Annotated in this window: 22 protein-coding genes and 4 pseudogenes; 12 read left to right on the top strand and 14 right to left on the bottom strand. The window is 68.4% G+C overall.

Annotated features, from left to right (window positions below):
* Positions 1-142 precede the first annotated feature (142 nt).
* Complete coding sequence (locus ACFVYE_RS02540; RefSeq protein ID WP_383965726.1) at positions 143-604, bottom strand: ATP-binding protein; 462 nt, start codon at positions 602-604, stop codon at positions 143-145.
* Positions 605-815: 211 nt separating this feature from the next.
* Between ACFVYE_RS02540 and ACFVYE_RS02535 the strand changes: the two genes are divergently transcribed.
* The 4 genes and pseudogenes from ACFVYE_RS02535 (at position 816) to ACFVYE_RS02520 (ending at position 2,872) form a co-directional block, all read left to right on the top strand.
* Complete coding sequence (locus ACFVYE_RS02535; RefSeq protein ID WP_383965728.1) at positions 816-1,667, top strand: helix-turn-helix transcriptional regulator; 852 nt, start codon at positions 816-818, stop codon at positions 1,665-1,667.
* Positions 1,668-1,678: 11 nt separating this feature from the next.
* Positions 1,679-1,873 carry a DUF397 domain-containing protein gene (locus ACFVYE_RS02530; protein ID WP_383965731.1) on the top strand — a complete coding sequence of 65 codons (195 nt, stop codon included), beginning with the start codon at positions 1,679-1,681 and terminating at the stop codon, positions 1,871-1,873.
* Positions 1,874-2,249: 376 nt separating this feature from the next.
* Positions 2,250-2,405, top strand: a pseudogene (locus tag ACFVYE_RS02525) (hypothetical protein); the annotation flags it as partial.
* A gap of 200 nt (positions 2,406-2,605) precedes the next feature.
* Positions 2,606-2,872, top strand: coding sequence for a hypothetical protein (locus ACFVYE_RS02520; RefSeq protein ID WP_383965733.1), 267 nt, complete (start codon positions 2,606-2,608; stop codon positions 2,870-2,872).
* 51 nt (positions 2,873-2,923) lie between these two features.
* Here the strand turns inward: ACFVYE_RS02520 and ACFVYE_RS02515 are convergent, their stop codons facing one another.
* The 3 genes from ACFVYE_RS02515 to ACFVYE_RS02505 all read right to left on the bottom strand — a co-directional run bounded on the left by ACFVYE_RS02515 (position 2,924) and on the right by ACFVYE_RS02505 (position 5,051).
* A complete protein-coding gene (locus ACFVYE_RS02515; RefSeq protein WP_383965736.1) occupies positions 2,924-3,871 on the bottom strand; it encodes a hypothetical protein in 948 nt (315 codons plus the stop codon).
* Between the two features lie 193 nt (positions 3,872-4,064).
* The gene (locus tag ACFVYE_RS02510) at positions 4,065-4,400 is read right to left on the bottom strand and encodes a peptidase inhibitor family I36 protein (RefSeq protein WP_389603727.1); all 336 of its coding nucleotides are present in this window, start codon (positions 4,398-4,400) and stop codon (positions 4,065-4,067) included.
* Between the two features lie 240 nt (positions 4,401-4,640).
* Entirely contained in the window at positions 4,641-5,051 is a 411-nt protein-coding gene (locus ACFVYE_RS02505) for a peptidase inhibitor family I36 protein (RefSeq protein WP_383965740.1), read from the bottom strand.
* Positions 5,052-5,152: 101 nt separating this feature from the next.
* Here ACFVYE_RS02505 and ACFVYE_RS02500 point away from each other — a divergent pair.
* The 5 genes and pseudogenes from ACFVYE_RS02500 to ACFVYE_RS02480 all read left to right on the top strand — a co-directional run.
* Positions 5,153-5,745 (top strand): annotated as a pseudogene (locus ACFVYE_RS02500) (IS5 family transposase); the annotation flags it as partial.
* 51 nt (positions 5,746-5,796) lie between these two features.
* A pseudogene (locus ACFVYE_RS02495) lies at positions 5,797-6,006 on the top strand (Scr1 family TA system antitoxin-like transcriptional regulator); the annotation flags it as partial.
* Positions 6,007-6,134: 128 nt separating this feature from the next.
* Positions 6,135-6,251 (top strand): hypothetical protein, encoded by a 117-nt coding sequence (locus tag ACFVYE_RS02490; protein ID WP_383965743.1) that lies wholly within the window; start codon positions 6,135-6,137, stop codon positions 6,249-6,251.
* Positions 6,252-6,262: 11 nt separating this feature from the next.
* On the top strand, positions 6,263-6,451 hold the full coding sequence (locus tag ACFVYE_RS02485) for a DUF397 domain-containing protein (protein WP_383965745.1): 189 nt from the start codon (positions 6,263-6,265) through the stop codon (positions 6,449-6,451).
* Positions 6,452-6,469: 18 nt separating this feature from the next.
* Positions 6,470-6,571 (top strand): annotated as a pseudogene (locus tag ACFVYE_RS02480) (hypothetical protein); the annotation flags it as partial.
* 183 nt (positions 6,572-6,754) lie between these two features.
* Here the strand turns inward: ACFVYE_RS02480 and ACFVYE_RS02475 are convergent.
* The 6 genes from ACFVYE_RS02475 to ACFVYE_RS02450 form a co-directional block, all read right to left on the bottom strand.
* Complete coding sequence (locus tag ACFVYE_RS02475; RefSeq protein ID WP_389603680.1) at positions 6,755-7,339, bottom strand: DUF1877 family protein; 585 nt, start codon at positions 7,337-7,339, stop codon at positions 6,755-6,757.
* A gap of 42 nt (positions 7,340-7,381) precedes the next feature.
* Positions 7,382-8,800, bottom strand: coding sequence for a DUF6177 family protein (locus tag ACFVYE_RS02470; protein ID WP_383965750.1), 1,419 nt, complete (start codon positions 8,798-8,800; stop codon positions 7,382-7,384).
* A 28-nt stretch (positions 8,801-8,828) separates the two neighbouring features.
* Positions 8,829-9,284, bottom strand: coding sequence for a hypothetical protein (locus tag ACFVYE_RS02465; RefSeq protein WP_383965752.1), 456 nt, complete (start codon positions 9,282-9,284; stop codon positions 8,829-8,831).
* Positions 9,285-9,312: 28 nt separating this feature from the next.
* Positions 9,313-11,589 (bottom strand): hypothetical protein, encoded by a 2,277-nt coding sequence (locus ACFVYE_RS02460; RefSeq protein WP_389603678.1) that lies wholly within the window; start codon positions 11,587-11,589, stop codon positions 9,313-9,315.
* Between the two features lie 5 nt (positions 11,590-11,594).
* Entirely contained in the window at positions 11,595-11,993 is a 399-nt protein-coding gene (locus ACFVYE_RS02455; RefSeq protein WP_383965758.1) for a DUF6507 family protein, read from the bottom strand.
* 467 nt (positions 11,994-12,460) lie between these two features.
* Positions 12,461-12,685 (bottom strand): hypothetical protein, encoded by a 225-nt coding sequence (locus ACFVYE_RS02450; protein ID WP_382900632.1) that lies wholly within the window; start codon positions 12,683-12,685, stop codon positions 12,461-12,463.
* Positions 12,686-12,893: 208 nt separating this feature from the next.
* Here ACFVYE_RS02450 and ACFVYE_RS02445 point away from each other — a divergent pair, with 208 nt between their 5' ends.
* On the top strand, positions 12,894-13,277 hold the full coding sequence (locus ACFVYE_RS02445) for a cold-shock protein (protein WP_072485776.1): 384 nt from the start codon (positions 12,894-12,896) through the stop codon (positions 13,275-13,277).
* A 28-nt stretch (positions 13,278-13,305) separates the two neighbouring features.
* Here the strand turns inward: ACFVYE_RS02445 and ACFVYE_RS02440 are convergent, their stop codons facing one another.
* From ACFVYE_RS02440 to ACFVYE_RS02425, 4 genes are read right to left on the bottom strand one after another with little or no spacing between them, the layout of a single operon-like run.
* Positions 13,306-14,172, bottom strand: coding sequence for a 1,4-dihydroxy-6-naphthoate synthase (locus tag ACFVYE_RS02440; protein ID WP_383965762.1), 867 nt, complete (start codon positions 14,170-14,172; stop codon positions 13,306-13,308).
* Positions 14,153-14,875, bottom strand: a complete 723-nt coding sequence (locus tag ACFVYE_RS02435) for a futalosine hydrolase (protein WP_383965763.1) — start codon at positions 14,873-14,875, stop codon at positions 14,153-14,155. Before ACFVYE_RS02435 ends, ACFVYE_RS02440 begins: the two co-directional genes overlap by 20 nt.
* 40 nt (positions 14,876-14,915) lie before the next feature.
* A complete protein-coding gene (locus tag ACFVYE_RS02430; protein WP_383965766.1) occupies positions 14,916-15,398 on the bottom strand; it encodes a DUF2771 domain-containing protein in 483 nt (160 codons plus the stop codon).
* Positions 15,399-15,425: 27 nt separating this feature from the next.
* The gene (locus ACFVYE_RS02425; RefSeq protein WP_389603675.1) at positions 15,426-16,850 is read right to left on the bottom strand and encodes an MFS transporter; all 1,425 of its coding nucleotides are present in this window, start codon (positions 16,848-16,850) and stop codon (positions 15,426-15,428) included.
* Between the two features lie 433 nt (positions 16,851-17,283).
* Between ACFVYE_RS02425 and ACFVYE_RS02420 the strand changes: the two genes are divergently transcribed.
* Both ACFVYE_RS02420 and ACFVYE_RS02415 read left to right on the top strand, forming a co-directional pair.
* Positions 17,284-18,219, top strand: a complete 936-nt coding sequence (locus tag ACFVYE_RS02420) for a DUF3027 domain-containing protein (protein WP_383965771.1) — start codon at positions 17,284-17,286, stop codon at positions 18,217-18,219.
* A gap of 315 nt (positions 18,220-18,534) precedes the next feature.
* A complete protein-coding gene (locus ACFVYE_RS02415; protein WP_389603725.1) occupies positions 18,535-21,741 on the top strand; it encodes a sacsin N-terminal ATP-binding-like domain-containing protein in 3,207 nt (1,068 codons plus the stop codon).
* Positions 21,742-21,843: the final 102 nt, after the last annotated feature.

Genomic DNA, 21,843 nt, shown 5'->3' with positions numbered 1-21,843 from the left:
CCACCCGCGTATGCGATCCACAGTCGGTTCGCGTGGTGCGACCAATGAGATGCCGGGACGCCTCCGGCACAGGAGGATGGTCCCGCCCGCAGGAACCGCCCCGAAAGCGGGGTGCGATGGTGTCCCCCGTTTCGGCTCCAGATCACTGAGTGCCGTACGGCGGAGCATCGTCCCCCTTGGCTGCGCACTCCACCCAGAGCAGCTTCCCGACCTGCCCCGGCAGCCCGGTCCCCATGGGGTGGGCGCCCCAGCTCTCCGCGTAGAGGGTGACGAGGTAGAGCCCCCGCCCTCGTTCGGCGAGCTCTGCCGGGGCCTCGGCGGTCCATTGGAACGGGGCGGGGATGTGCGGGTTGGTGTCCCAGACGCTGAGCCGGATACGACTGCGCCCGGCGTCGCGCAGGCGCAGGGAGTACGCCCCCGAGGAGTGCAGGTAGGCGTTGGTGACCAGCTCGCTCGCCAACAGTTCGGCGATCTCGGTGAGTTCGCGCATGCCGTGGACGCGCAGGATGGTGCGGAGGGTGGAGCGGGCCACGCCGGGGGCGCGGGGATCCTGCGGGAGTTGGAGGGTGTATGTCCAGGGCGGGGATACCGTGGCACTGACCATGGAAGTCTCCGTTCACGGAGGGAAGTTGAAGGATGCACTTCTAGTTGCCCAGTGACGAGGTCGCTCCGTCGAGCGGGGTACTTCCGGGCGGGTGGCCTGAGTCAGAGACTAAGTTCTCTGCAAGTTCTATTTGCGCTGCATTCATGAAACTGCATGCAGATCCCCTCGTGTGAGTGATGAGTCGAACTCAACCCCGCCAAGGAGGAGTTACATGTCAGGCAGGTCCGCCCCCACCGGTCGACGCATCCGAATCGCTACCGAACTGCGCAAATTTCGTGAGCGCGCAGGTCTCACAGCGACCGAGGCCGCCCGAGTGCATGGCATCAGCCAGGGCCAGCTGAGCAACATCGAGACCGCCCGGTTCGGAGTGAGCGGCGAACGGCTGCGCGCCATGGCGCAGAACTACGCCTGCTCCGACCACGCCTTCATCGAGGCACTGGTCAACATGGTCCAGGACCGGAGACGCGGATGGTGGTCCGAGTACCAGGAGCTCCTGCCGACCTCTCTCCTGGACCTTGCGGAACTGGAACACCACGCCGGACAGCTGCGCGGTGCTATCACGGCACACATTCCTGGACTTCTCCAGAGCGCCGACCACGCGCGGGAGATCTTCCGGCAGCACGTCCCGGAGCTCCCGCCCCCGGATGTCGAGCACCGTGTCTCGTTCCGAATGAAGCGCCAGGCAGTGCTGTACGGGGCCGAGCCGACCCCGTACCAGGCGCTCATCCACGAGGCGGCGCTTCGTACCGAAGTCGGTGGCCCCGAGACGGCGCGGTCGCAGCTGCAGCACCTCCTCGACATGAGCGAGCGGGACCACATCACCATCCAGGTCATCCCGTTCAAGGCAGGCGCCGTACCTGGCTCCGGCCAGTCCATCTACTACGCGTACGGCCCAGTCCCCGAACTGGACACCGTCCACCTCGACCAGTCCCACGGCCTCGCGTTCCTCGACGCCGAGACCCAACTCCAGAACTACCGGACCCTGTTCACCAGGATCGAGGACGCCGCGCTGTCGCCCGCGGACACCCGGAATCTGATCCACCACGTCAGTCAGCACCTATGAGAGGAACGCCCATGCCCACGTACGACCACTGGCAGAAGTCGTCCCACTGCGCCCAGGGGGACTCGTGCATCCACATCGCCGGGGGCGCCGGTGGAGGGGTCAAACTCACCGAGAGCAGCGACCCCACCGGAGCGATACTCCGCACCACGCCCGGCGCGTGGGCCGCCCTCGTACGCACCCTCAAGGAGAACCGCGTCCGTGGCTGACATCCCCACCGACCTCACCTGGGTCCGCGCCGCCCCGAGGGCGAGGAGGGCCCCGCCCCTGGATCGAGATCGCCTTCGGCCCGGACGAACTCGTCCACCTCCAGTAGACCGGCGACCCCGAGCGCGTCGTGACGACGGCCACGACGAAATGGGAGGCCTTCGCCAAGGGCGTCATGGCCGGCGAGTTCGAGCACTTGGCAGGACTCGACGACGAGGCTCCAGCTTGACTCTGTCGGGGATCTCGGGGTTTCCCCGTGCGATAGCGTGATCAACGGGTATGTTTGGGGCCGTTCTGCAGATCGATGTAGTTGCTGAGGTGTCCGTTGTCCCTCCGTCCCCGTTCCGGTGAGCAGGTTCCCTCTCTGAGACCAGCTCGATGGGCTGTGGTGTGACGAGGACTTTGTCGACTGGTCCCCCCGTGACAGGCGTCCCGGCCTCTCGCCCGCCCGCCACCGTCTGCGTACTCCAGTTTCTGCTCGGCCTGTCGAACCGTCAGGCCGCCAAGGTGGTGCGCCGCCGCATTGACTTCACATACGCCATAGCCCTGGAGCTGGACGATCCCGGCTTCCACCGCAGTGCGCTGGCCGACTTTCCGCGAGCGCCCCACCGAGGGCGACCCCGCCGTCTGCTCGACCTCGCGCTGGCTCGCCTCAAGGACGCCGGGCTGGCGCGCGAACGCACCACCCAATGTACCGACTCCATCCACGTGTCGGCCGCAATGCGCGACCTGCCTTGGAAGAAACCGACGGCACCGCTCCGCACCTACTGGTTGGCCTGTTGGACGAGGAATGGGGACGCCGCTACGGACGCCCGGTCCGCCTGGGCAAGAACCCCACCCGAGCTAAGACCAGGATCAACACCACCGTCAAGGACGCCGTCCGGCTGCTGGAGCACCTGCGCGAGCACGGGGCAGGCCGCGCGTACGGTCCGCGCCTCCAGGCCCTGCGGCAGATCCCTGTGCAGAACCACTGCCGCGACGCGGCGAACCGCCTGCGCTGACGCACCGCACCGTCAGCCTCCTCGCCGGTCCCCGACCCTACTGAGGGTGTGTCAGAGGCTGTAGGCCAGGCCGTGCGTGGCAGCAATCTGTTCGGAGGCGTGGCCCGCGTGGATCTGGAGAGGGTTGCCGTCTGTGATTCTCACCTTGAGGCTGGTACGGATCTGGGTGCAGCCGCCCAGTTGCGCTTTGGTGATGTTGAGGGTGTTCGTGGCCGCCTGGTGATGCTTGGCGTCGGAGATACTCCACTTGGCGACCGGCCCCTTGACTGGCCCCCCGCACGGGGCTCCGTTCGGCATCTGGGGTTGTGCCTCGATCCAGGTCTCGGCCTCTGTTCCCTTGTAGGCCGAGGTACCTCCAGCGCAGATACGCGAGCTGGCGACGCAGGTGGTGAGGTTGGCGTCCTGGACGATGGTGGTTCGTTCCCCGCCGGTGGGGGTGTAGGTGTAGCCGAGGGTGGTCGCGGTTGCCCCGCGGGCCACCGTTGTGGCGCTGGCGGCAGGTAGGGTCCAACGGGCCGCACCTGAACCGGTAGCTATACGGCCCAGTTCCGCGCCGGCAGGGATGCGCATGGTGACCTGGCGGTCGGCGTTGATGATGCTGGAATAGCTGGTGACCGACAGGCGGCACTTGTAGGTCGCCGTGCTGGGGGCCCGGAACAGCCAGCGCAGTCCAGGGGCCAGGCTCGTCTCGCCCGGGGGCACGAGGTTGGCTGCCCAGTAGGCGCCGGTCTCCGCTCCCTGAGGCAGCGCAGAACCGTCCGAGTATTGGCAGCGCACGGCGAAGGTCATGCCGATGTTCTCGCCGTTCTTGAGCGTGGTGACCGGGGTCGCGGTCAGGTTCCGCGACCACAGGTAGGACTCTTCGCCCGCCGCGGCGTTGAACACGACCTCCGTGCCGGGAACGTCTTTGTACGTGTCCGGGGCGCTCGGTGGATTCACCTGAAAGTCGAACACCGTCGACGCTGCGAAGGCAGGCCACGCTGCCGCGGAAATACCCAATACTGCAACAAGTGCAGCAAATGAGAACGAGCGCTTGCAAGGAAAAGTCACAGATCCCCCGAAGTTCTGAATCCCTGCCACCCGCTAGCTTGACTTGGAGTCGACTCATCAGACAGGTGGCCAGCCGATGGCAGCGCCAGGTAATGCGGTGGGGCCTCACAAGAGGGAGGCCCCACTTCGCTGCGTAGTGCGTTTATGGACGGACGCCGCCCATGCAGACCGCACCCTCTTCACCAAAGACCAAGTTGTATGAATTACTGCTGAAACCTCCGGGGCGAATCGTACCGTCCAGAACAAAGGAACTGCCGGACCGATGGTAGACGACCGCGTTAACCGGAAGGTTGTTGACGTACGACCCTATTCCGTCGTGAAAACGTGCACCGTAATTGCTGAGGTATATACATGCTTGCGTGCTGGTGGAGGTAACCGAAAGGAAATCGTAGTTAATCCCCTCGTACAGGCACAGCTTGCCAGATGGGCACCCCCCAACCGTCGCTGCTGCCGACGCGGATGATGCGGTTGCCGTCATCGCTCCGGTCATCAATGCAAGAACTGCCACACTGCTTGCTGCTCTACTCTTCCAATTCACGCTACGCCTCATTCTGTGGGTCTATTAAACCTTGCTGAGCGCTAGCTTTATGGCAACTCGTCCCACGGAAACGTGCTGCCGGTACAAACCGCCGGGTCGAGTGGAGTCAATCGAGTTACCCATCGGTGCGCGCAGACCTCGACGGAGTCAACCACCCTCAGCCCCGTGACTTGCTAGAGGTCAGGGCTTGGCGCTGCCGGTGCACACCATGTCCGAAGTCGTCCATTGGTTGTTGTCGCCCCCGTTGAAAGTGTCACTCGAGAAGCCCCCGGAGCGAATCGACGCCCTTTGGTACCAGCTGTTCGGATCCGCGGCGTTGCCGCTCCACAGCGTTGCCTTCACCGGGAGGTTGTTGACGTAGGAGCTAATGCCGTTGAAGGGGTAGGTCAGCCCGTAGTCGGAAAGCCAGAAGCATGCGCTGGTGCTGGCAGCCGCGAAGGACATTGTGCGGTACTCGGTGCTGCGGTAGAGGCAGAGCTTGTCCGAGGGGCATCCTCCCACAGCGGCAGCGGGTGCTGCGTTGACCAGCGTGCTGCCCGCTACTACGGCAAGCGTCGCGGTGAGTGTCGCGCCTATGTGCCTCAACTGCACTGGTTTCTCCTTGATGTGACGGAAACTTGGAGGTTGTGACGAGTCTATGTCAAGGCGATCAAGCTCGGTGGTCGATTCTCGGCAAAGTCAGGCTCGGCATGGACGCCATCCTCTATGTCGACCGCACTGGCATCCCGTGGCGCTATTTGCCGCACGATTTCGCGCCGTGGGAAACCGTCTACGGCTACTTGCCGCCTGGCAGGAAGACGGCGTCTTCACCCAGCTCAACGGCCTCCTGAGGCATCTGGTCCGCGAGGCAGAAGGCCGCAACTCCGAGCCGACCGCCTGCGTCATCGACGCCCAGAGCGTCAAGACGTCCGCCAACGTGCCCGTTGTCGGCCAGGGCATTGATGCGGGCAAGGAAATCGCAGGTCGCAAACGACATCTCGGTGTCGACACCCTCGGCCTCCTACTGGCCGTCTGGGTGACCGCCGCCAGCGTGTCCGACAATGCCGGCGGCATACACCTGCTGTCCCATATCGCCGCCGCAAACCCCTGCGTGACCAAGGCATGGGCCGACAGCGGCTACCGCACCAAAGTCATCGATCACGGCGCCCGGCTCGGCATCGACGTCGAAGTGGTCCAACGCGATCCCGGCACCAAGGGCTTCAAGGTGATCCCGCGGTGTTGGGTCGTGGAGCGTACTTTCGGCTGGCTCATGCACCACCGCCGACTCGCCCGCGACTACGAAACCAAGCCACACCATGTTCCGAGTCTCCTCCAGACCACGGACCGTGCTCGCGAGATCTTCCGGCAAGTGGTGCCGGAGCTCTCTCGCTCAGACATCGAGCACCGAGTGAGTCACCGACTTCAGCGCCAGGCCCTCCTTGGCCGATCGAGCCCGCCAACGTACCGGGCAGTCATTCATGAAGCTGCCCTCTGCGTGCCGGTTGGCGACCCCGCCATCGCCAGGAACCAGCTTCGACATCTGGTTGAGCAGAGCGAGCGGGAACACATCACGGTCCAGGTAATTTCGTTCGCCATCGGCGCCTATCCCGGATCCGGGCAGACCATCCTGTATGTACACGGCTCGGTCCCCGCCTCGACACGGTTTCGCTGGACCAGTCACACGGCCCTGTCCTGGTGGATGCCGAGGCGGAGTTGGAGGCATACCGCCTCCTGCTGGCACGCATGGAGGCCGTGGCGCTGGCGCCGGACAAGTCGCGGGACTTCATCCACAGCTTGATCGCCGACCAGTGAAGGAGCTGGATATGCACCAGCACTCATGGCAGAGGTCCTCGTACTGCGGACAGGGCGAATCCTGCCTGCACGTCGCCGCGAGCAACAGCACGGTCAGCCTCACCGAGAGCAGTGACCCCACCGGGGCGATACTCCGCACCACACCCGCCGCCTGGGCCGCCCTCGTACGCACCCTCAAGGAGACCCGCGTCCATGGCTGACATGCCCACCGACCTCACCTGGGTCCGCGCGGCCCCGAGGGCGAGGAGGGCCCCGGCCCCTGGATCGAGATCGCCTTCGGCCCGGACGAACTCGTCCACCTGCGGGAGACCGGCGACCCCGAGAACGTCGTGACGACGACCACGACGAAATGGGACGCCTTCACCAAGGGCGTCATTGTCGGCGAGTTCGACCACTTCGCCGAACTCGACGGCGAGGGTCCGGTCACCCCGTCCTGACGTCACGAGACAACGCCCCCTCACCGCCCACGCCCGAGTGGGATGGCGGGAAGAGCTTGCGACCGGTCACGAGATGTCCTTGATAACGGCGTGTCCGGCCTCAGCTGCGCGGGCGTAGAAGGCGCGCAAGGTCGCGAAGTCTCTTGCGAGGCTGCCGTCTTCGATCATGCTTGCGTCTTGGTCGCTGCCGTCTTCCCCCTGAATGGTCGTGTAAAAGGAGTACACGTACACGTCATCCAGCAGGTCACGGCGCTCCCGGATCAGCTCATCCAGGTCGAGGTCCTGGAGGAATCGGTCAACGGCTCGGACCTCGTCCGGCGTCAGCAGTAGGAGATTGTTCGTCCGCTGGCCGTGGCCACCGCGGCGCCCGATGACGAGGCCACCCATGATGACGTCGGAGGCCGGCGGTTCACCGGTCGGAGGGGCGAAGTCGGCCGTGTCGACGTTTTCGCAACCGGTCAGCAGCACATGGATCGCATCCCAGGTGCGTGTGATGCATGTCGACTCCAGCGTGTGCAACAGGGATCCGGGCCGGTGGCAGTCGTCGTCGGAGTTCCACTCGTCGCGAATTCGCTCCCTGCCCGCGTCCGGCCCTTCCGGGTGGTCGAGCAGTCGGAGGATTTCTGCGTAGTCGTGCCGGGTGATTCCCATCCAGAAGCCCACCGTCAGGTCCCTTTCCTTGGACGGGTCGCGTCACTCACCGTCGTGGTTCCCTTGCTGCCGGACGCCGTTCACATGGTCGTTGATCTGCCGCAGGCGCTGCCAGGCGGCGGGGTCGGTGCCGTCGCCGAGCGTGTAGTGCAGAGCGGGCCGGGCGGCTGGACCGAGCCGGACGGGCGCGAAGCCCCTGGGGGCCCCGTCGAGGCCGAGGTCGGCGACGGCGTCGGGGCCGAGGGTGAAGGAGAGAGGTACCGGGGGCGGCTCGTAGTGGGCCGGGGTGGTCAGATCCGCGCGTGCAGTGTGCAGTTGGCTGATCATCGTGGCGAGGTTGTGGCCGGTGATCAGGGACTCGGCCAGCTCGGGCAGGGCATCCACCGGAGTGCCCTCATCGGCTCCGTACCCGATGGCCAGAGTGATGTGCTCTTCGACGCCGATGCGGGTGCGGGCGATGCGCACCGTGGCGATCGCCGGGCGGTCGGGGGCGCCGACGGCGGCAATCCAGGTGGGCAGGGACTGCTGAGCGCGGGTGCGGGCCAGGTCGGTCAGCTGCCGTGGGGACCAGGGAACGTTGACGGGTTCGGCGGTGGACCATCCGGCGGGTGGGGCTCCGGTGAGCGTGCGCCAGGCCTGTTCCAGAGCGCTGCTGAGGACGAGCCGTTCGTCGGCCGGGTGAATCGTACGGATGGAGAGCAGCAACTGCCGTTCCCCTTCAGTGCCGGGTCGAGGCCGGAAGGCATCCGCGATCCGGGGTGAACCGTCGCCGGCAGGGACAGGGGTGAAGCGCGCGCCGTGCCAGTGCAGTACGGCCCCGGAGAGTCCGTCGTAGTAGCCGCACTCGGGGTCGCGCACGACCCAGCGGGAGGGCAGCCCGTCCAGCAGCGTGCGGGTGGGGAACGTGAGCCGGGTGCCGGGCGGGGTGACGATCTGCAGCTCACGCGCGGTGCGGGCCGTGTTGCGCACCACGTCGGTGAGCCAGGTCGTGGCAGCGATCACGGGACGGCCCTGGATGACGACGGCGGCCCTGTCGGTGAGCATGTCGACACCCATGGGGGCCGCCTCTGTGACGGTGCCAGCGAGATCGGCCACGACGTCGGTATGACCGGCCTCGCGCGGCCAGACAGTGCCCCCGAGTACGGCCGTCAGGCGCCCGGCGACGGACCCGGCCAGCCGCCCGGCCTCCTCCACAGCGGTGGTCGCCCGCGCCTCGGTCCACCACACGGGCGACTCCGCCTGTGTGGCCGGCCCGAGCAACCGGGCTGCTTCGCCCGGCACTTGGATGTACCGGGGTGCTTCGAGCGACACCAGCGCCTGCCCGGCAGCGGTGCACAGCTGAGCGACGGACCCGTCGGCCGCCCGGTTCACCCGAAGATCTGGGCCACCGGCGTGGAGCCCGGCCAGCAGCGTCCTGGTGTCCGGCATCTGCGGAGTGAGGGCTATGACGTCCTGGGTCATGTCGCACTTTCTGAAGCGCTGAATCTTCCTAATCGCTGGTCAGGGATGCCAACCGTAGCGTGAGTTCCGCACTGGCAAGCATTCTCGTAATCTCAATGGGAAGATTACCGAACTCGGCCATCACGACATCTGCGGGATCAATTTTACGGTTCACTCCATCGCGATCTTCCGCCTCGATTACATAGCGATAGCCACGAGGTGCGGTCGAGTCATCCACCACAACCCAGCGGGCACCATGCCTTTGGATTAGGAAATCTGACACATATGACATCAGGTCGCTGTGCAATGTTGACCAGTCCGATTGTTCGAACTGGTCGAGAGGTAGGCGCGACACGTAATTCTGTAGAGCAGGAATCAGATTCAGTGGATCCCTGGTGTACACAGCTGGAGGGACTCCCAGCATGTCAGCGATATCGATGATTGTCTGACGCCCCTCTTCAGCCCATCGCTCGAGATCCGGCTCCGGAACACCAGCCCTTACCATTTCTGACACCTTCCGCTACAACTGACACTTATTTGGGGGGTGGTCCATATTCAACAAAAACGATGCGGGCCTGAGTGAGGTAATTCCGGAGAGCCTGGGATGGGGGTGCATCCATGAATACCCACCGCGGATCGTAGCCCGGATCTATTCTTCGCAGCGTCAGATCTTTATTGATCTGCTCCATTATACCCTTGCTCATGGGTACTTCCCCCCTAACTATCTGACTCGACCCATCGGAAAGTTTAACCGTTCGGAATTGCAGGTAGTGCTTTATTTCCACGGCCAATGTGCGACCGTCCGGCAAATCTACGGGCACATCCACTTTACGTCCGCCCGGGGCCTCTACCGGATAGTAGGGGTGATCATGAGTCGGAACAGGAAAGTGCCGCTCGGGGCCACCGCCGAACATTTCCCGACCTATCTCCTCCGCCATTGTGTAACGGTGACGCCCCGCGCGCAGGGCACGCAGCTGGCGCAGGGACAGTTGAGCCTCGCCAGGTGGCAAGGTCGGGCGGGTGAAGTCGGGCTCCCCAGCCCCTTCACCGTCACCGTGTTGCCCCGCATCGTGGGACGTGCCCGCCGAATCGGCGACAGCCAATTCTCCACGCTGCTCATCCGGTTCATGAGCACTTCCATGAGCATCGTCATGGCCGTGCATCGACTCGTGACGGCTGTCTGATTTACCATCTCCTGATCCGTCAGCACCCTCCGAGCCGTGCCCGCCCCGGCCATCTACGTGTGCGCCCCCGGAGTGACCTTCGCGACTCGCGGGACCGGTCCCTTGATGGCCGCCGCCACCTGCGTCCCTCGAACCTGTGGCAGCCTGACCTCTGTCCCCAGAGCCCGCACCATGCGTGGCGGCAGCACCGCCGCCCTTGACGCCGCGGCTGCCCTCACTATGCGTATCGCTGCTGCCCCCTGCCGAGCCATCATGGCTGGCTCGCGGTGGCAGGTTCTCTCCTCTCATGCGGGCCGCACCCTCGCCTGCCCGGGCACCTGCACCGACAAGCTCACGGTCATCTGGGCTGGCGCCAACTGTTCGGTCCGCTGCGGCGGGCTCACGCAGCGCTGGGGTGGTGTTGGTTGTGCCGTCGGGATCGAGGGGGACGAATTTGCCGTCCTTCTCGACCCGGTAGCGGTCGCTCAGGTCAAAGGCGCCGTCCGGGAATTTCGACTTCGGTATCTGAAGGTGGTCGCTGACGTTGGCCAGCACCTGGGAGACCTTGGGCAGGTCCGAGAGGGCCTTGGCGGCCTTGAAAGCGCCGCCGAGGGGGTCGAGGGCGTCGCCGATCTTCGCCATGGTGCCGGCCGCCTTCGCGAACGTGCCGCCCTTGCCGAGTTTCGACGCGGCGGCCAGAGGACCGGAGGCGAGCGTGAGCAGGTTGAAGGAAAACACGGCATGGGCGCGAGCGGGGTCCTCCGCCGTCATGTCGTACGCGATGAACTGCTTGCCGAACTCCTTCGCGTACGCCTTGCTCTCGCGCTGCCAGTCGGACAGGTGCTCGTCCTGCCCGAAGAGATCCATGCCGTAGGCGTAGCCGCCCACGGCGGTGCGCCTGAGACCATCCCACGCCTGGTCACGCTCTTGCTCTCCGTGGAAGCCGATCAGGGTGCCCAGGCCGTCGATGCCGCCCCAGATGCTGTCCTTGGCGATACCGTCCCACGCCCAGCTCTTGGCTCCGTGGCCCCACCACTCCAGGCTCCAGCGCTCGTAGGTACGCCCCTCCGGGCTGCCCCACGGCAGGTCCTTCACGTCCTTGAGCGCGTCGGCGTTCTGGCCGTACATGCCGAGCCCGTGGGTGCCGTCGTCCACAATCCACTTCGGGCGGCAGGCGCCCGGGCTGATCGCGTCGATCTTGTTGGCGGCGTTGCGCTCGGCTTCCTGGAAGCCCTCACGCGCCGCCACCACGCCATCCAGCAACGCCTGGTGCGCGTCGGTCTTGCTCTGGTCCTCGGTCCAGTCGTCATCACCCCGGACGCTGTCGACGAAGTCGATGGCGTCCAGCTTCAACTGCTTGAGCCGGTCGGCGTGCGGCTTGGCATCGTGGATGAAGGTGTCCAGGGCGTCGGCGAGCGACTCGATGTTCCCCGCGAACTCCTCTGCCGTGTCCATCACCGGCTGGGTGGACGAGAACAGCTTGTCCGCTTCAGGAGCCTTGTAATAGGCGGCCATCGCCTGGAAGCGGGAGTGAACGTCCTTCCCGCCGGTTCGAATGCCCGTGGCGCGCGTACGCAGGTTGGAAGCAGCCTTCTCCAACTGGGCGAAGTCACCGGTGTACTGCGGTATCCCGCCCGGCTCGATCACGTCGGCTACTCCCCGCCCTTGTGGTCCGTCCTCTGCCCGACCGCCCTGATCTCAGCAGGGGTGGGGGCCTTGGCCGCGTCGCGCTGGGCCTGGGCGGCCATGGCCAGGTCGCCCTCGATGTACTCGGTGGTGGCCTCGACCGTGCCGTCCATCGTCTTCTTGGTGCGGGCGGCCATGAACCTGATCTCGTACTCGTTGTCCGAAACGAAGTTCGCCACCGCGGCCCCCACCGGCCCCGCGGGCGCCTCACCGCAGTACGGCCCACTGATCGTCCCCGCGGACAGCGCGGCACTCTCCACGCTCTCGCCGTAGCCCTTGACGTCCTTGCCCAGGTCGTCGGACGCGAGCCCCACCAACGACAGAATCGACTCCACCCCGCTCGGCCTGATGTCCCACCCCGTCATGCCAACCCCCTGCATCCCCCGGCCGATACGTTTCCTCAACTGCGCCCAGCAACGCGCATGCTGCTGGCGACAGGATCTTCATCAGTATCAAGTTGCTCGTAGCATTGGCAACGCACTTCAAGCCAAACGCGTGTTGTATTGATCGCGCAGCGTTGTCGCCGGGATGTCGTGGCGATCGAGAAACCTCGCCAGATTGGCAGCTTGCGCCACCCTTTCCGTTCCCTGCTGCTGTCTCGCCGGACAGTGATCGGACAGTCGACAGGACGTCCAGCTGTGTTTGCGGTAGGGAAGATCTGTGAGTGTCCGGACGGAGGAGTCCAGCGGATCGAGGCACCCAACCCGTCCTCGGCCCCGAGCGTGCCCGGCTCCGTCCTCGACCGCCGGGCGGCTCAGAAGCGCCCCGTCCCGCAGCAAGATCAAGCCCGTCCGGCGACTGAGGACGGAGCGGCCGCCGGACGACCCCGGCCCTATCGCTTCGGCGCCCCCGCCCGCACCGACAGCACCACGCCCGCCGCGGCGATCAGGAACCCCACCCCCATCAGCATGCACAGCGACCATGCGATGGACGGAAGCGGATGGGTTCCGAGGAACAGCGGGGCCACCGTGGCCAGCGTGGCCAGTGCGCCGATGAAGAAGACGATCGCGCCGATCCGGACGAGCCGGTCACCTGCGCCAGAAGGAGTAGTGCTCACCCCGCCAGAGTAGTTCCCGACGGCCGTGAACCGTCCCACGGCGAGCCACGCGCCACGCAAGCACCGTTTCTGGACAGAGTCCGGATGACCAGGCTTGACGAGGGGTACTTCACCTGGGGAGGCTGCTGCCAGCAGGGGAGCACCACCACTGGATAGCCTGACCTGCTGAGGCTTGTTCCGGCTTACGGGTTGAGATGGGGTGCGTGCTTTGCCGACTGGCAAGGTCAAATGGTTCAACAGCGAGAAGGGCTTCGGCTTTCTCTCCCGCGACGACGGCGGTGACGTCTTCGTGCACTCCTCGGTTCTTCCCGACGGCGTCGACGCACTCAAGCCCGGCCAGCGTGTCGAATTCGGCGTCGTTGCAGGTCAGCGCGGAGACCAGGCGCTTTCGGTGGCGATCTTGGACCCGACCCCGTCCGTCGCGGCCGCACAGCGCCGCAAGCCGGACGAGCTCGCGTCCATCGTGCAGGACCTGACCACCCTGCTGGAGAACATCACGCCGATGCTGGAGCGCGGCCGCTACCCCGACAAGGCGGCCGGCAAGAAGATCGGCGGCCTGCTGCGCGCGGTCGCCGACCAGCTCGACGTCTGACTTCCGGACTTCCGGATCCCGGCGGATCTCAGACGAACGACAGCGCATCCGGGCCGAGGGGCGGTACCAGCCCCTCGGCCGCGGCGCGGGTCAGCAGTCCGCGGATCGCCGCGTAGCCGTCCTCGCCGAGGTCGGCGGTGAACTCGTTGACGTACAGCCCGATGTGCTGGTCCGCCACGGCCGGGTCCATCTCCTGCGCGTGCTCCAGCACGTAGGGCCGTGATGCCTGAGGGTCGTCCCAGGCCATCCGTACCGAGGTGCGCACCGACTCGGCGAGCAGCTCAAGCGTGTCCGCGCCCAGCGACCGCTTGGCGATGATCGCGCCGAGCGGGATCGGCAGCCCGGTCGTCTCCTCCCAGTGCCGGCCCATGTCCGCGAGGTTGTGCAGCCCGTAGTTCTGGTACGTGAAACGGGCCTCGTGGATGACGAGGCCGGCGTCCACCTTCCCGTCGCGCACGGCGGGCATGATCTCGTCGAACGGCATGACGACGATCTCGCCGACCCCTCCCGGCACCACTTCCGCCGCCCAGAGCCGGAACAGCAGATAAGCCGTGGAGCGCTCACTCGGCACGGCGACGGTCCTTCCCGTCAGATCCGTGCCCGCCTCCTTCGTGAGGACGAGCGGTCCGCAGCCCCGCCCCAGCGCCCCGCCGCACGGCAGCAGCGCGTACTCGTCGAGCACCCAGGGCAGCACCGCGTACGAAACCTTCAGCACGTCGAGTTCGCCGCGCTCGGCCATTTTGTTGGTGATGTCGATGTCGGCGAAGGTCACATCGAGGGCGGGCGCGCCGGGGACCCTTCCGTGCGCCCAGGCGTCGAAGACGAAGGTGTCGTTCGGGCACGGAGAGAAAGCGATGTTCAACGGATCCGACGGGTTACGAGTCGTGTCGTTCATGGTGGGTCCAACCTTCCAGTGCGGGGACGATCTTCCCGAACGCCCCGGTGAGTGCGGCCAGCGCGTCGCCGATGCGCCAGGCGTCCCGGTCGCGCGGGCCGATGGCGTTCGAGACCGCCCTCAGTTCCAGCACCGGTACGCCCGTCCGTTCGGCGGCCTCGGCGACACCGAAGCCCTCCATGGCCTCGGCGGCGGCCCGAGGGTGCGCGGCCAGCAGGGCGGCGGCGCGCTCGGCGCTGCCGGTCACGGTCGAGACGGTGAGGATCTCGCCGGTGAGCGCGCCGGTGGCGGCGGCCACGTCGCGTACCTGCGCGGGTGGTGGTGTGAACCGGTCGCGACCGAAGCCCAGACCGGTGACGGGCACGAAGCCCTCGGGGGTCTCGGCGCCCAGATCGGCGGCGACGATGCCGCTCGCGACGACGAGCGAGCCGACCGGGGCGAGGGGCGCGAATCCGCCGCCGATCCCGGCCGAGACGACGAGGTCGTACGGGCCGGAGGCAAGGCCGAAAGCCGTCGAGGCGGCTGCGGCGGCCGGTCCGGCACCGCCGGCGAGGACATCGACGACGCCGGAGCCGCCGAGGGCGTCGACGCGGTGGAGCCGAGCGCCCGGCACCTCGCGCACGACCACCTCGGACACGTCCCCGAACGCGCGCGTGACCGCGTCCCGTTCTGCTGGGACAGCGGTCACGACGAGCACACGCACGGGGCGAATCCTCCGAGGTCAGGAGGGGGAGGAGCGGGGGTCAGGAGGTCTTCTTCAGCTCGAAGTGCCAGATGCCGGTGAGCTTCTTGCCCTTGGTCTCCACGATGCTGATCTGCGTCTTGTCGCTCGTGGTCTCGCCGGTCTGGCTGGAGAAGAAGGCGCTGCCCGGGATGGACCGGTAGGTCTTCTTGTACGGCTCCTGCTCGGCCTGCTGGCCGTTGATGAACAGCGTCCAGCCGTTCTCCGCGATCTCCGGGTCGACGCCGAAGCGGACCTTGTCGTCCATCGCGACCTTGACGGACTTCTCCGCCTTCTTGTTGAGGCAGCTCTGGATTTCGGACGCCTTGAGGGCATCGCCGTCGTTGTAGCAGGTCGCCTCGGTGCTCACCGTGTTGCCGCCGACCGTTACGGTCGCGAGCGGCGTCGGCTTGTCGCAGGCGGAGAGGACAAGGAGTCCCGCGGACACGGCACCAAGAGCGACGCCGATTCGACGGCCCTTACCGGAGAAGAACGCAACGGTCATGGGCCGAAGGCTATCGGTCGCTCCGGCTCACGCCACGCGGGGGTGCGGCGAGCCGCGCCGGGCGGCGCTCAGCAGACCCCGTACGGACGTGGCGGCGCCCAGGGTGAGGATTCCCGCGGCGACCGACATGCCCAGTACGCCGTTGAGGGGGAGGGCGATGCCGATACCGCCGCCGACCACCCAGGCCATCTGGAGCACGGTCTCGGACCGGGCGAACGCGGATGTCCGTACCTCTTCGGGCACGTCGCGCTGGATCATCGCGTCCAGCGAGAGCTTCGACAGGGCCTGGGTGAAGCCCGCCGTCGCGCTGAGCGCGGCGACCATGACGGTGCTGAAGAAGAGCGCGGCGAGCACGGCGACGCCCAGGGCCAGGGCCAGCACCGAGGCGACGATCACTTCGGGGCCGCGGGCCCGGAGCCAGGAGCCGACCGCCGTACCGAGCGCGTTGCCGACGCCGGCCGCGACACCGACGATGCCGAGCGAGACGGCGGCGCTCTGCCCGGCGAGCGGCTGCTCGCGCAGCAGGAACGCCAGGAAGAAGATCAGGAAGCCGGAGAGCGCGCGGTGCGCGGTGTTGGCCTGGAGCCCGTTCAGCACGGACGGCCCCACGGACCGCAGCCCGGGCCGCTTCTCGCCCCGCTTCTCCCTGCCTCTCGCCCTTCCGTTGACCTTCCCGTTCTGCTTCGCCTCGGGCCGGGGGGCCGTCACGCCGTGCGGCGGCACCAGCTGGGCCTTCCGCTCGCCCTTCGAGGAGTCGACCTTGTGCGGCAGCGTGAAGGCGAGGACGGTCCCCCCGATGAAGATCACGCACGCGCCGTACAGCGGCCAGGCGGCCCCGATGGTGTGCAGCCCCGCCCCGATCGGGGCGGCGACCCCGGTCGCCAGGAGCCCGGCCAGGGTGACCCGGGAGTTCGCCTTCACCAGGGAGAAGCGGGGTGGCAGCAGACGTGGCACGACAGCGCTGCGTACGACTCCGTACGCCTTCGAGCAGACCAGGACGCCCAGCGCGGCCGGATACAGCTCCAGGCCGCCGGTGGCGATCGCGCCCGACATGGTGAGCGCGAGCACCGCACGGGCCAGCATCGCACCGGCCATCGCGGCGCGGCGGCCGTGCGGAAGATGATCCAGGAGCGGGCCGATGACGGGCGCGAGGAGGGTGAAGGGCGCCATGGTGACGGCGAGGTAGAGGGCGACGCGGCCGCGGGCCTCGTCCGTCGGTACGGAGAAGAACACCGTCGAGGCGAGCGCGATCGTGATCATCACATCGCCCGCGCCGTTCACGGCGTGCAGTTCGATCAGTTTGCCGAGCCCGGACTCCCCGGCGCCGTGGGCGTGGGTCGCCTTCCGGATTCCTCTCGCGGTGCCGGTGAACGGGGTGTGGAGGGCATGACCGATCGTCCGGCCCGTCCTGCGGAGCGGGCCGGAATCCTTGTGCGACCTGGCGGAAGTCACTTCGTCATAGTGCCCCAGTCACGGCGGTGGCGAACCGGGATCGGCGCGGGGCACGGTGCACTCCGCCCTGTCGGGTCAGTGGTCCGCCCGGTCCGGGCCCGGCCTGCCCGGACCGGGCCGGCCGGCAATTGTGACCGTTCCGAGGCGGACTTTGCGCAGGACACGGCGCCGGATACGGCCTTGATTGGGACGGGCAGGTGGGCGGGGGGCGGCGGAGAGGGTAGCGTGCGTAGCGCGCCACCGGCGGTTGTTCTCGGCCGCGCGCCTATCGGCGATCCCGCAGAATGGATAGCAGAAGGTGCGCCCGAGGCAGGCACAACGGGTGTGGACGTCGACGCGGCCCTCAGGTCCGCTCCGCCCGCATCCGTCATTGCCGAAATCGATGGATGTGCTGGCGCGCTCGTGAGACTGGCGTAGGAGAGAAGCGAGACCTGTGAGTGCTGCGACGACGCGAAGCCGTACGGCCCGTACCCCTGTTCCCGACCGTCTGTGCGCCGAGGCAGTAGACCTCGCCCGCGCGGCGGCCGAGGAAGCAGCCGCGCCGGGGGTCGTCGGTGAGCATGTGGCCGTGGTCTCCGAGGGGGACCGGGTCGTCACGCACTTCTTCGAGTGCAAGGAGCCGGGCTACCGGGGCTGGCGCTGGGCGGTGACCGTCGCCCGGGCGTCCCGGGCGAAGAACGTCACCCTCGACGAGACGGTGCTGCTGCCCGGCAGCGACGCGCTCCTCGCTCCGGAGTGGGTGCCGTGGAGCGAGCGGCTGCGTCCCGGGGACATGGGGCCCGGCGATCTGCTGCCCACCGAGGCGGACGACATCCGCCTGGAGCCCGGCTACACCGGCGAGGACGAGCCGCCGCCGAACTCCGCGGTCTCCGAGATGTCCCAGGAGATGGCCGACCTCGTCGACGCGGAGGACGCCGAGCTGACGACGCGCCCCGCGACGACGAGCCGGGGCTCGATCGCGGCGGTCGCGGAGGAGCTCGGTATGCGGCGGGCGCGGGTGCTGTCGCGGTACGGGCTGCACACGGCGGCCGACCGGTGGGACGAGGCGTTCGGCGCGAAGACGCCGATGGCTCAGGCGGCTCCGGCGTCCTGTGTCACCTGTGCGTTCCTGGTGCCGTTGGCGGGTTCGCTGAAGCAGGCGTTCGGGGTGTGCGCGAACGAGTTCGGTCCGGCGGACGGGCATGTGGTGTCGCTGTCGTACGGGTGCGGTGGGCATTCGGAGGCGGCGGTGATGCCGAAGCCGCCGAAGCCGGCGCCGCATGCGCTGGACACGATGCAGGTGGACGAGTATCCGTTGCGTCCGGCGCGGGACTCGGGCTCGGTCCCGGCGGAACCGGACGGCCCGACGGAGGACCTCGGTCACTCCTGACGGAGGGGCGGGGCTCCCGGGCCTTCCGGGCGCGCCCGGCCACCAAGCCTGCGGGCCCGCCCGGCGAACCATTCTGTCCTCAATCGCCGGACGGGCCTGATTCTGCCGCTCGGGCTTGATCCTGCCGCCCGGGCACACCCGATTTCGCTGTCCGGGTACACCCGGCTCGTCCAGGCAAACCCCAGGCCGTCCACGTCGCCCCCGCGCGGAGCGCCGTTCGCGACGCCCCGTCCGGCGAGAGGACCCGGTACCTTCAGGCGCACACTGGCGGCACGGGCAGCGCGTAACCGGAAAGAGCGGAGTCAGAGCGTGAGCATGAATGCGACCGAGGGGGCCGACCCGTTCGGGACCGCACGGCTGCGACGCGGCGTGCTCGACTCCTGGGGCGCCGGACCTGCCAGATTCCGCGAGGACGCCAACGCCGAGGAGGACCTCGCGCTCGGCGGCTACCGCGACCGCCTCGTCGTCGAGCTGGCCCAGAACGCCGCCGACGCCGCAGCCCGCGCACAGGTCCCCGGCCGGCTCCGCCTCACCCTGCATCCGGCGACCGCGGACGCCCCCGCCGCACTCGCCGCCGCCAACACCGGCGCCCCCCTCGACGCCACCGGCGTGGAGTCGCTCTCCACCCTGCGCGCCTCCGCCAAGCGCGAGGGCCACGAGGGGGCCGTCGGCAGGTTCGGCGTCGGGTTCGCCGCCGTGCTCGCGGTGAGCGACGAGCCCGCCGTCGTCGGCCGGCACGGCGGCGTCCGCTGGTCCCTCGCCGAGGCCCGCGACCTCGCCGCGAGGGCGGCTGTCGCCAGCCCGGGTCTCGGCGACGAACTCCGCCGCCGCGACGGCCACGTACCCCTGCTGCGGCTCCCGCTGCCCGCCGAGGGCACCGCACCCGACGGGTACGACACCGTCGTCGTCCTCCCGCTGCGCGACGGCGGTGCCGAGGACCTCGTGGTCCGGCTGCTCGACGCGGTCGACGACGCGCTCCTGCTCACCCTGCGCGGCCTCGACGAGATCGTGATCGAAACCCCCGACGCCGTACGGACGTTGCGCCGGTCGCAGCACGGCTCGTACACCCACGTCGAGGACTCCGCGCACGGTACGCACCGCTGGCGCACCGTCACCCGGCACGGCCCCGTCGAGCCCGCACTGCTGGCCGACCGGCCCCGCGAGGAACGGCTGCGCCCGCACTGGTCGGTCACCTGGGCGGTGCCGGTGGACGCGGAGGGCGCCCCGGTACGCCCCCGCACCGTCCCCGTCGTCCACGCTCCGACCCCCACCGACGAACCCCTCGGTATCCCCGCGCTGCTCATCGCGTCGCTGCCGCTCGACACCACCCGCCGTCACTTCGCACCGGGACCGCTCACCGACTTCCTGGTGCAGCGCGCGGCCGATGCGTACGCCGAGCTGCTCGCCGACTGGCAGCCGGTGTCCATCGACACCATCGATCTCGTCCCCGGACCGCTCGGCAAGGGCGAACTGGACGGCGCCCTGCGCGGCGCGATCCTGGAGCGGCTGCCGCGCGTCGCGTTCCTGGAGCCCGCCGCCCCTCGCGACGCCACCACCGAAACGGACCGGTGGGACACCTGGGACGCGCAGGCGGACGGCATCCGTCGGACGGCCACCACCGCGCTGCGCCCCATCGAGGCCGAGGTGCTGGAAGGCGTGGGCGCCGAGACCGTACGGGTGCTCGCCGAAGTTCTGCCGTGCCTGCTGCCCGCCGGGCTGGAGCGTCGCAGCGAACTGCGCACCCTCGGCATCGCCCGCGTCCCGCTGACCGAGGCGATCGACCGTCTCGCCGGTCTGGAACGCGACCCCGGCTGGTGGCGGCGGCTGTACGACAGCCTGTCCGGCATCGACCCGGACCGTCTGACCGGCCTGCCCGTCCCGCTCGCCGGTACACCGGAAGCACAGGACACCGAGACCCCGACCGCCCCCCGCACCGCCATCGGCCCCCGCCAGGTCCTTCTCCCGTTCCCCGACGCGCTCACCGGCCCCGTCCTGGGCCGCCTCGCCCGGCTCGGGCTGAAGGTCGCGCACCCGGACGCCGCCCATCCGCTGCTGGAGAAGCTGGGCGCCCTGCCCGCCACGCCCCGCGCCGTGCTGACGACCCCGCAGGTGCGGGCAGCCGTCGCCGGATCGCTGGACGCGGGCGAGATCTGGGACGAGGACGCGCTGGACGCCGAAGAGCTCGCGGAGACCGTCCTCACCCTTGTGCGGGACGCGGAACTGGCACCGGGTGACGAGCCCTGGCTCGGCGCGCTCGCCCTTCCCGACGAGGAGGGCGAACCCGCGCCTGCCGGTGAACTCGTGCTGCCCGGCAGCCCGTTCGCGGCCGTCATGCGGGAGGGTGAACTGGCGCTCTGCGACCAGGAATTGACCGACCGTTGGGGTGACCAGCCGCTCACCGCCTGTGGTGTGCTCGCCACCTTCACCCTCGTGCGGGCCACTGATGTCGTCCTGGATCCGGACGAACTGGAGCCCCGTGAGGGTGACTTCGCCGAGCCCGACGACGCCGGGCTGCTCGACGCCGTGGACGTGTGGTGCGAGGACATCCTCGACCAGCTGCCCGACACGCCCGTGCCGCCGGTCGCCACCGAACTCGTCGCCGTTCGCGACCTGGACCTCGTCGACGACGACGCCTGGCCGCAGGCGCTCGCCCTGCTCGCCCAGCCGCCGTTGCGCGACGCGCTGACCCAGCCGGTGCGGGTGCTGCTGCCCGACGGCACGACACAGTCGGTCCGCCCCTACACGGCCTGGTGGCTGCGCGACCACCCCGTGCTCGACGGCCGCCGCCCGGCCGGTCTGCGGTCTGCGGGCGGCGACCCGCGACTGGCCGGACTGTACGACTCCGCCGACGCGACCGGCTTCGACGACGCCCAGGTGCTGCGTGCCCTCGGCGTACGGACGTCCGTGACCGCTCTCCTCGACGAGCCGGGCGGCGCCGCCGAACTTCTCGGCCGGCTCGCCGACGAGGACCGTGTGGTCGGCCCCGTACAACTGCACTCCCTGTACACGGCCCTGGCCGATCTCGACCCGGAACAGGTCACGCTGCCCGACGCGTTGCGGGCCGTGGTCGACGGTGAGGTCCGGGTTGTCGACGCGGCGGACGCCGTGATCGCGGACGCCCCGGATCTGCTGCCGCTCGCCGGAAGGCTCCCGCTGCTCCCTGTCGCCCCGACACGCGCAGCCGATCTGGCCGAGCTGTTCCAGGTGCGCAGGCTCGGCGAGAGCGTCGAGGCGGAGGTGACGACGGAGGGCGAGGAGCACCGAGTGCCGGATTCGGTACGGGTCCTGCTCGGCGCCGGAACCCCGGACGCGTACATCGAGCACGACGAACTGCACGCGGGCGGCGTCGAACTGGACTGGCGCCGCGCCCCCGACGGGACCGTGCACGCCGCCACGCTGGAAGGCGTCGCTGCGGGCCTGGCCTGGGCGGCGGGGCAGTGGCCGCGCCGCTTCGAGGTCGCGGCGCTGCTGGAGGACCCGTCCCGTACGGAGGAACTGGCCCGGGACCGCTGGTTCGACTGACCGGCCGGAGCGGGTCCGAGGCACATCCTTGCCGGGGCATGGGGCGAGTGCACAAGAAATCCCCAACAGGCCCACAACCGTTCACGTGCCCCGATGGTCTCT

It is taken from the genome of Streptomyces sp. NPDC058239 (assembly GCF_042882185.1).
GTDB lineage: Bacteria > Actinomycetota > Actinomycetes > Streptomycetales > Streptomycetaceae > Streptomyces.
This window is presented reverse-complemented; position numbering and strand designations above follow the sequence as displayed.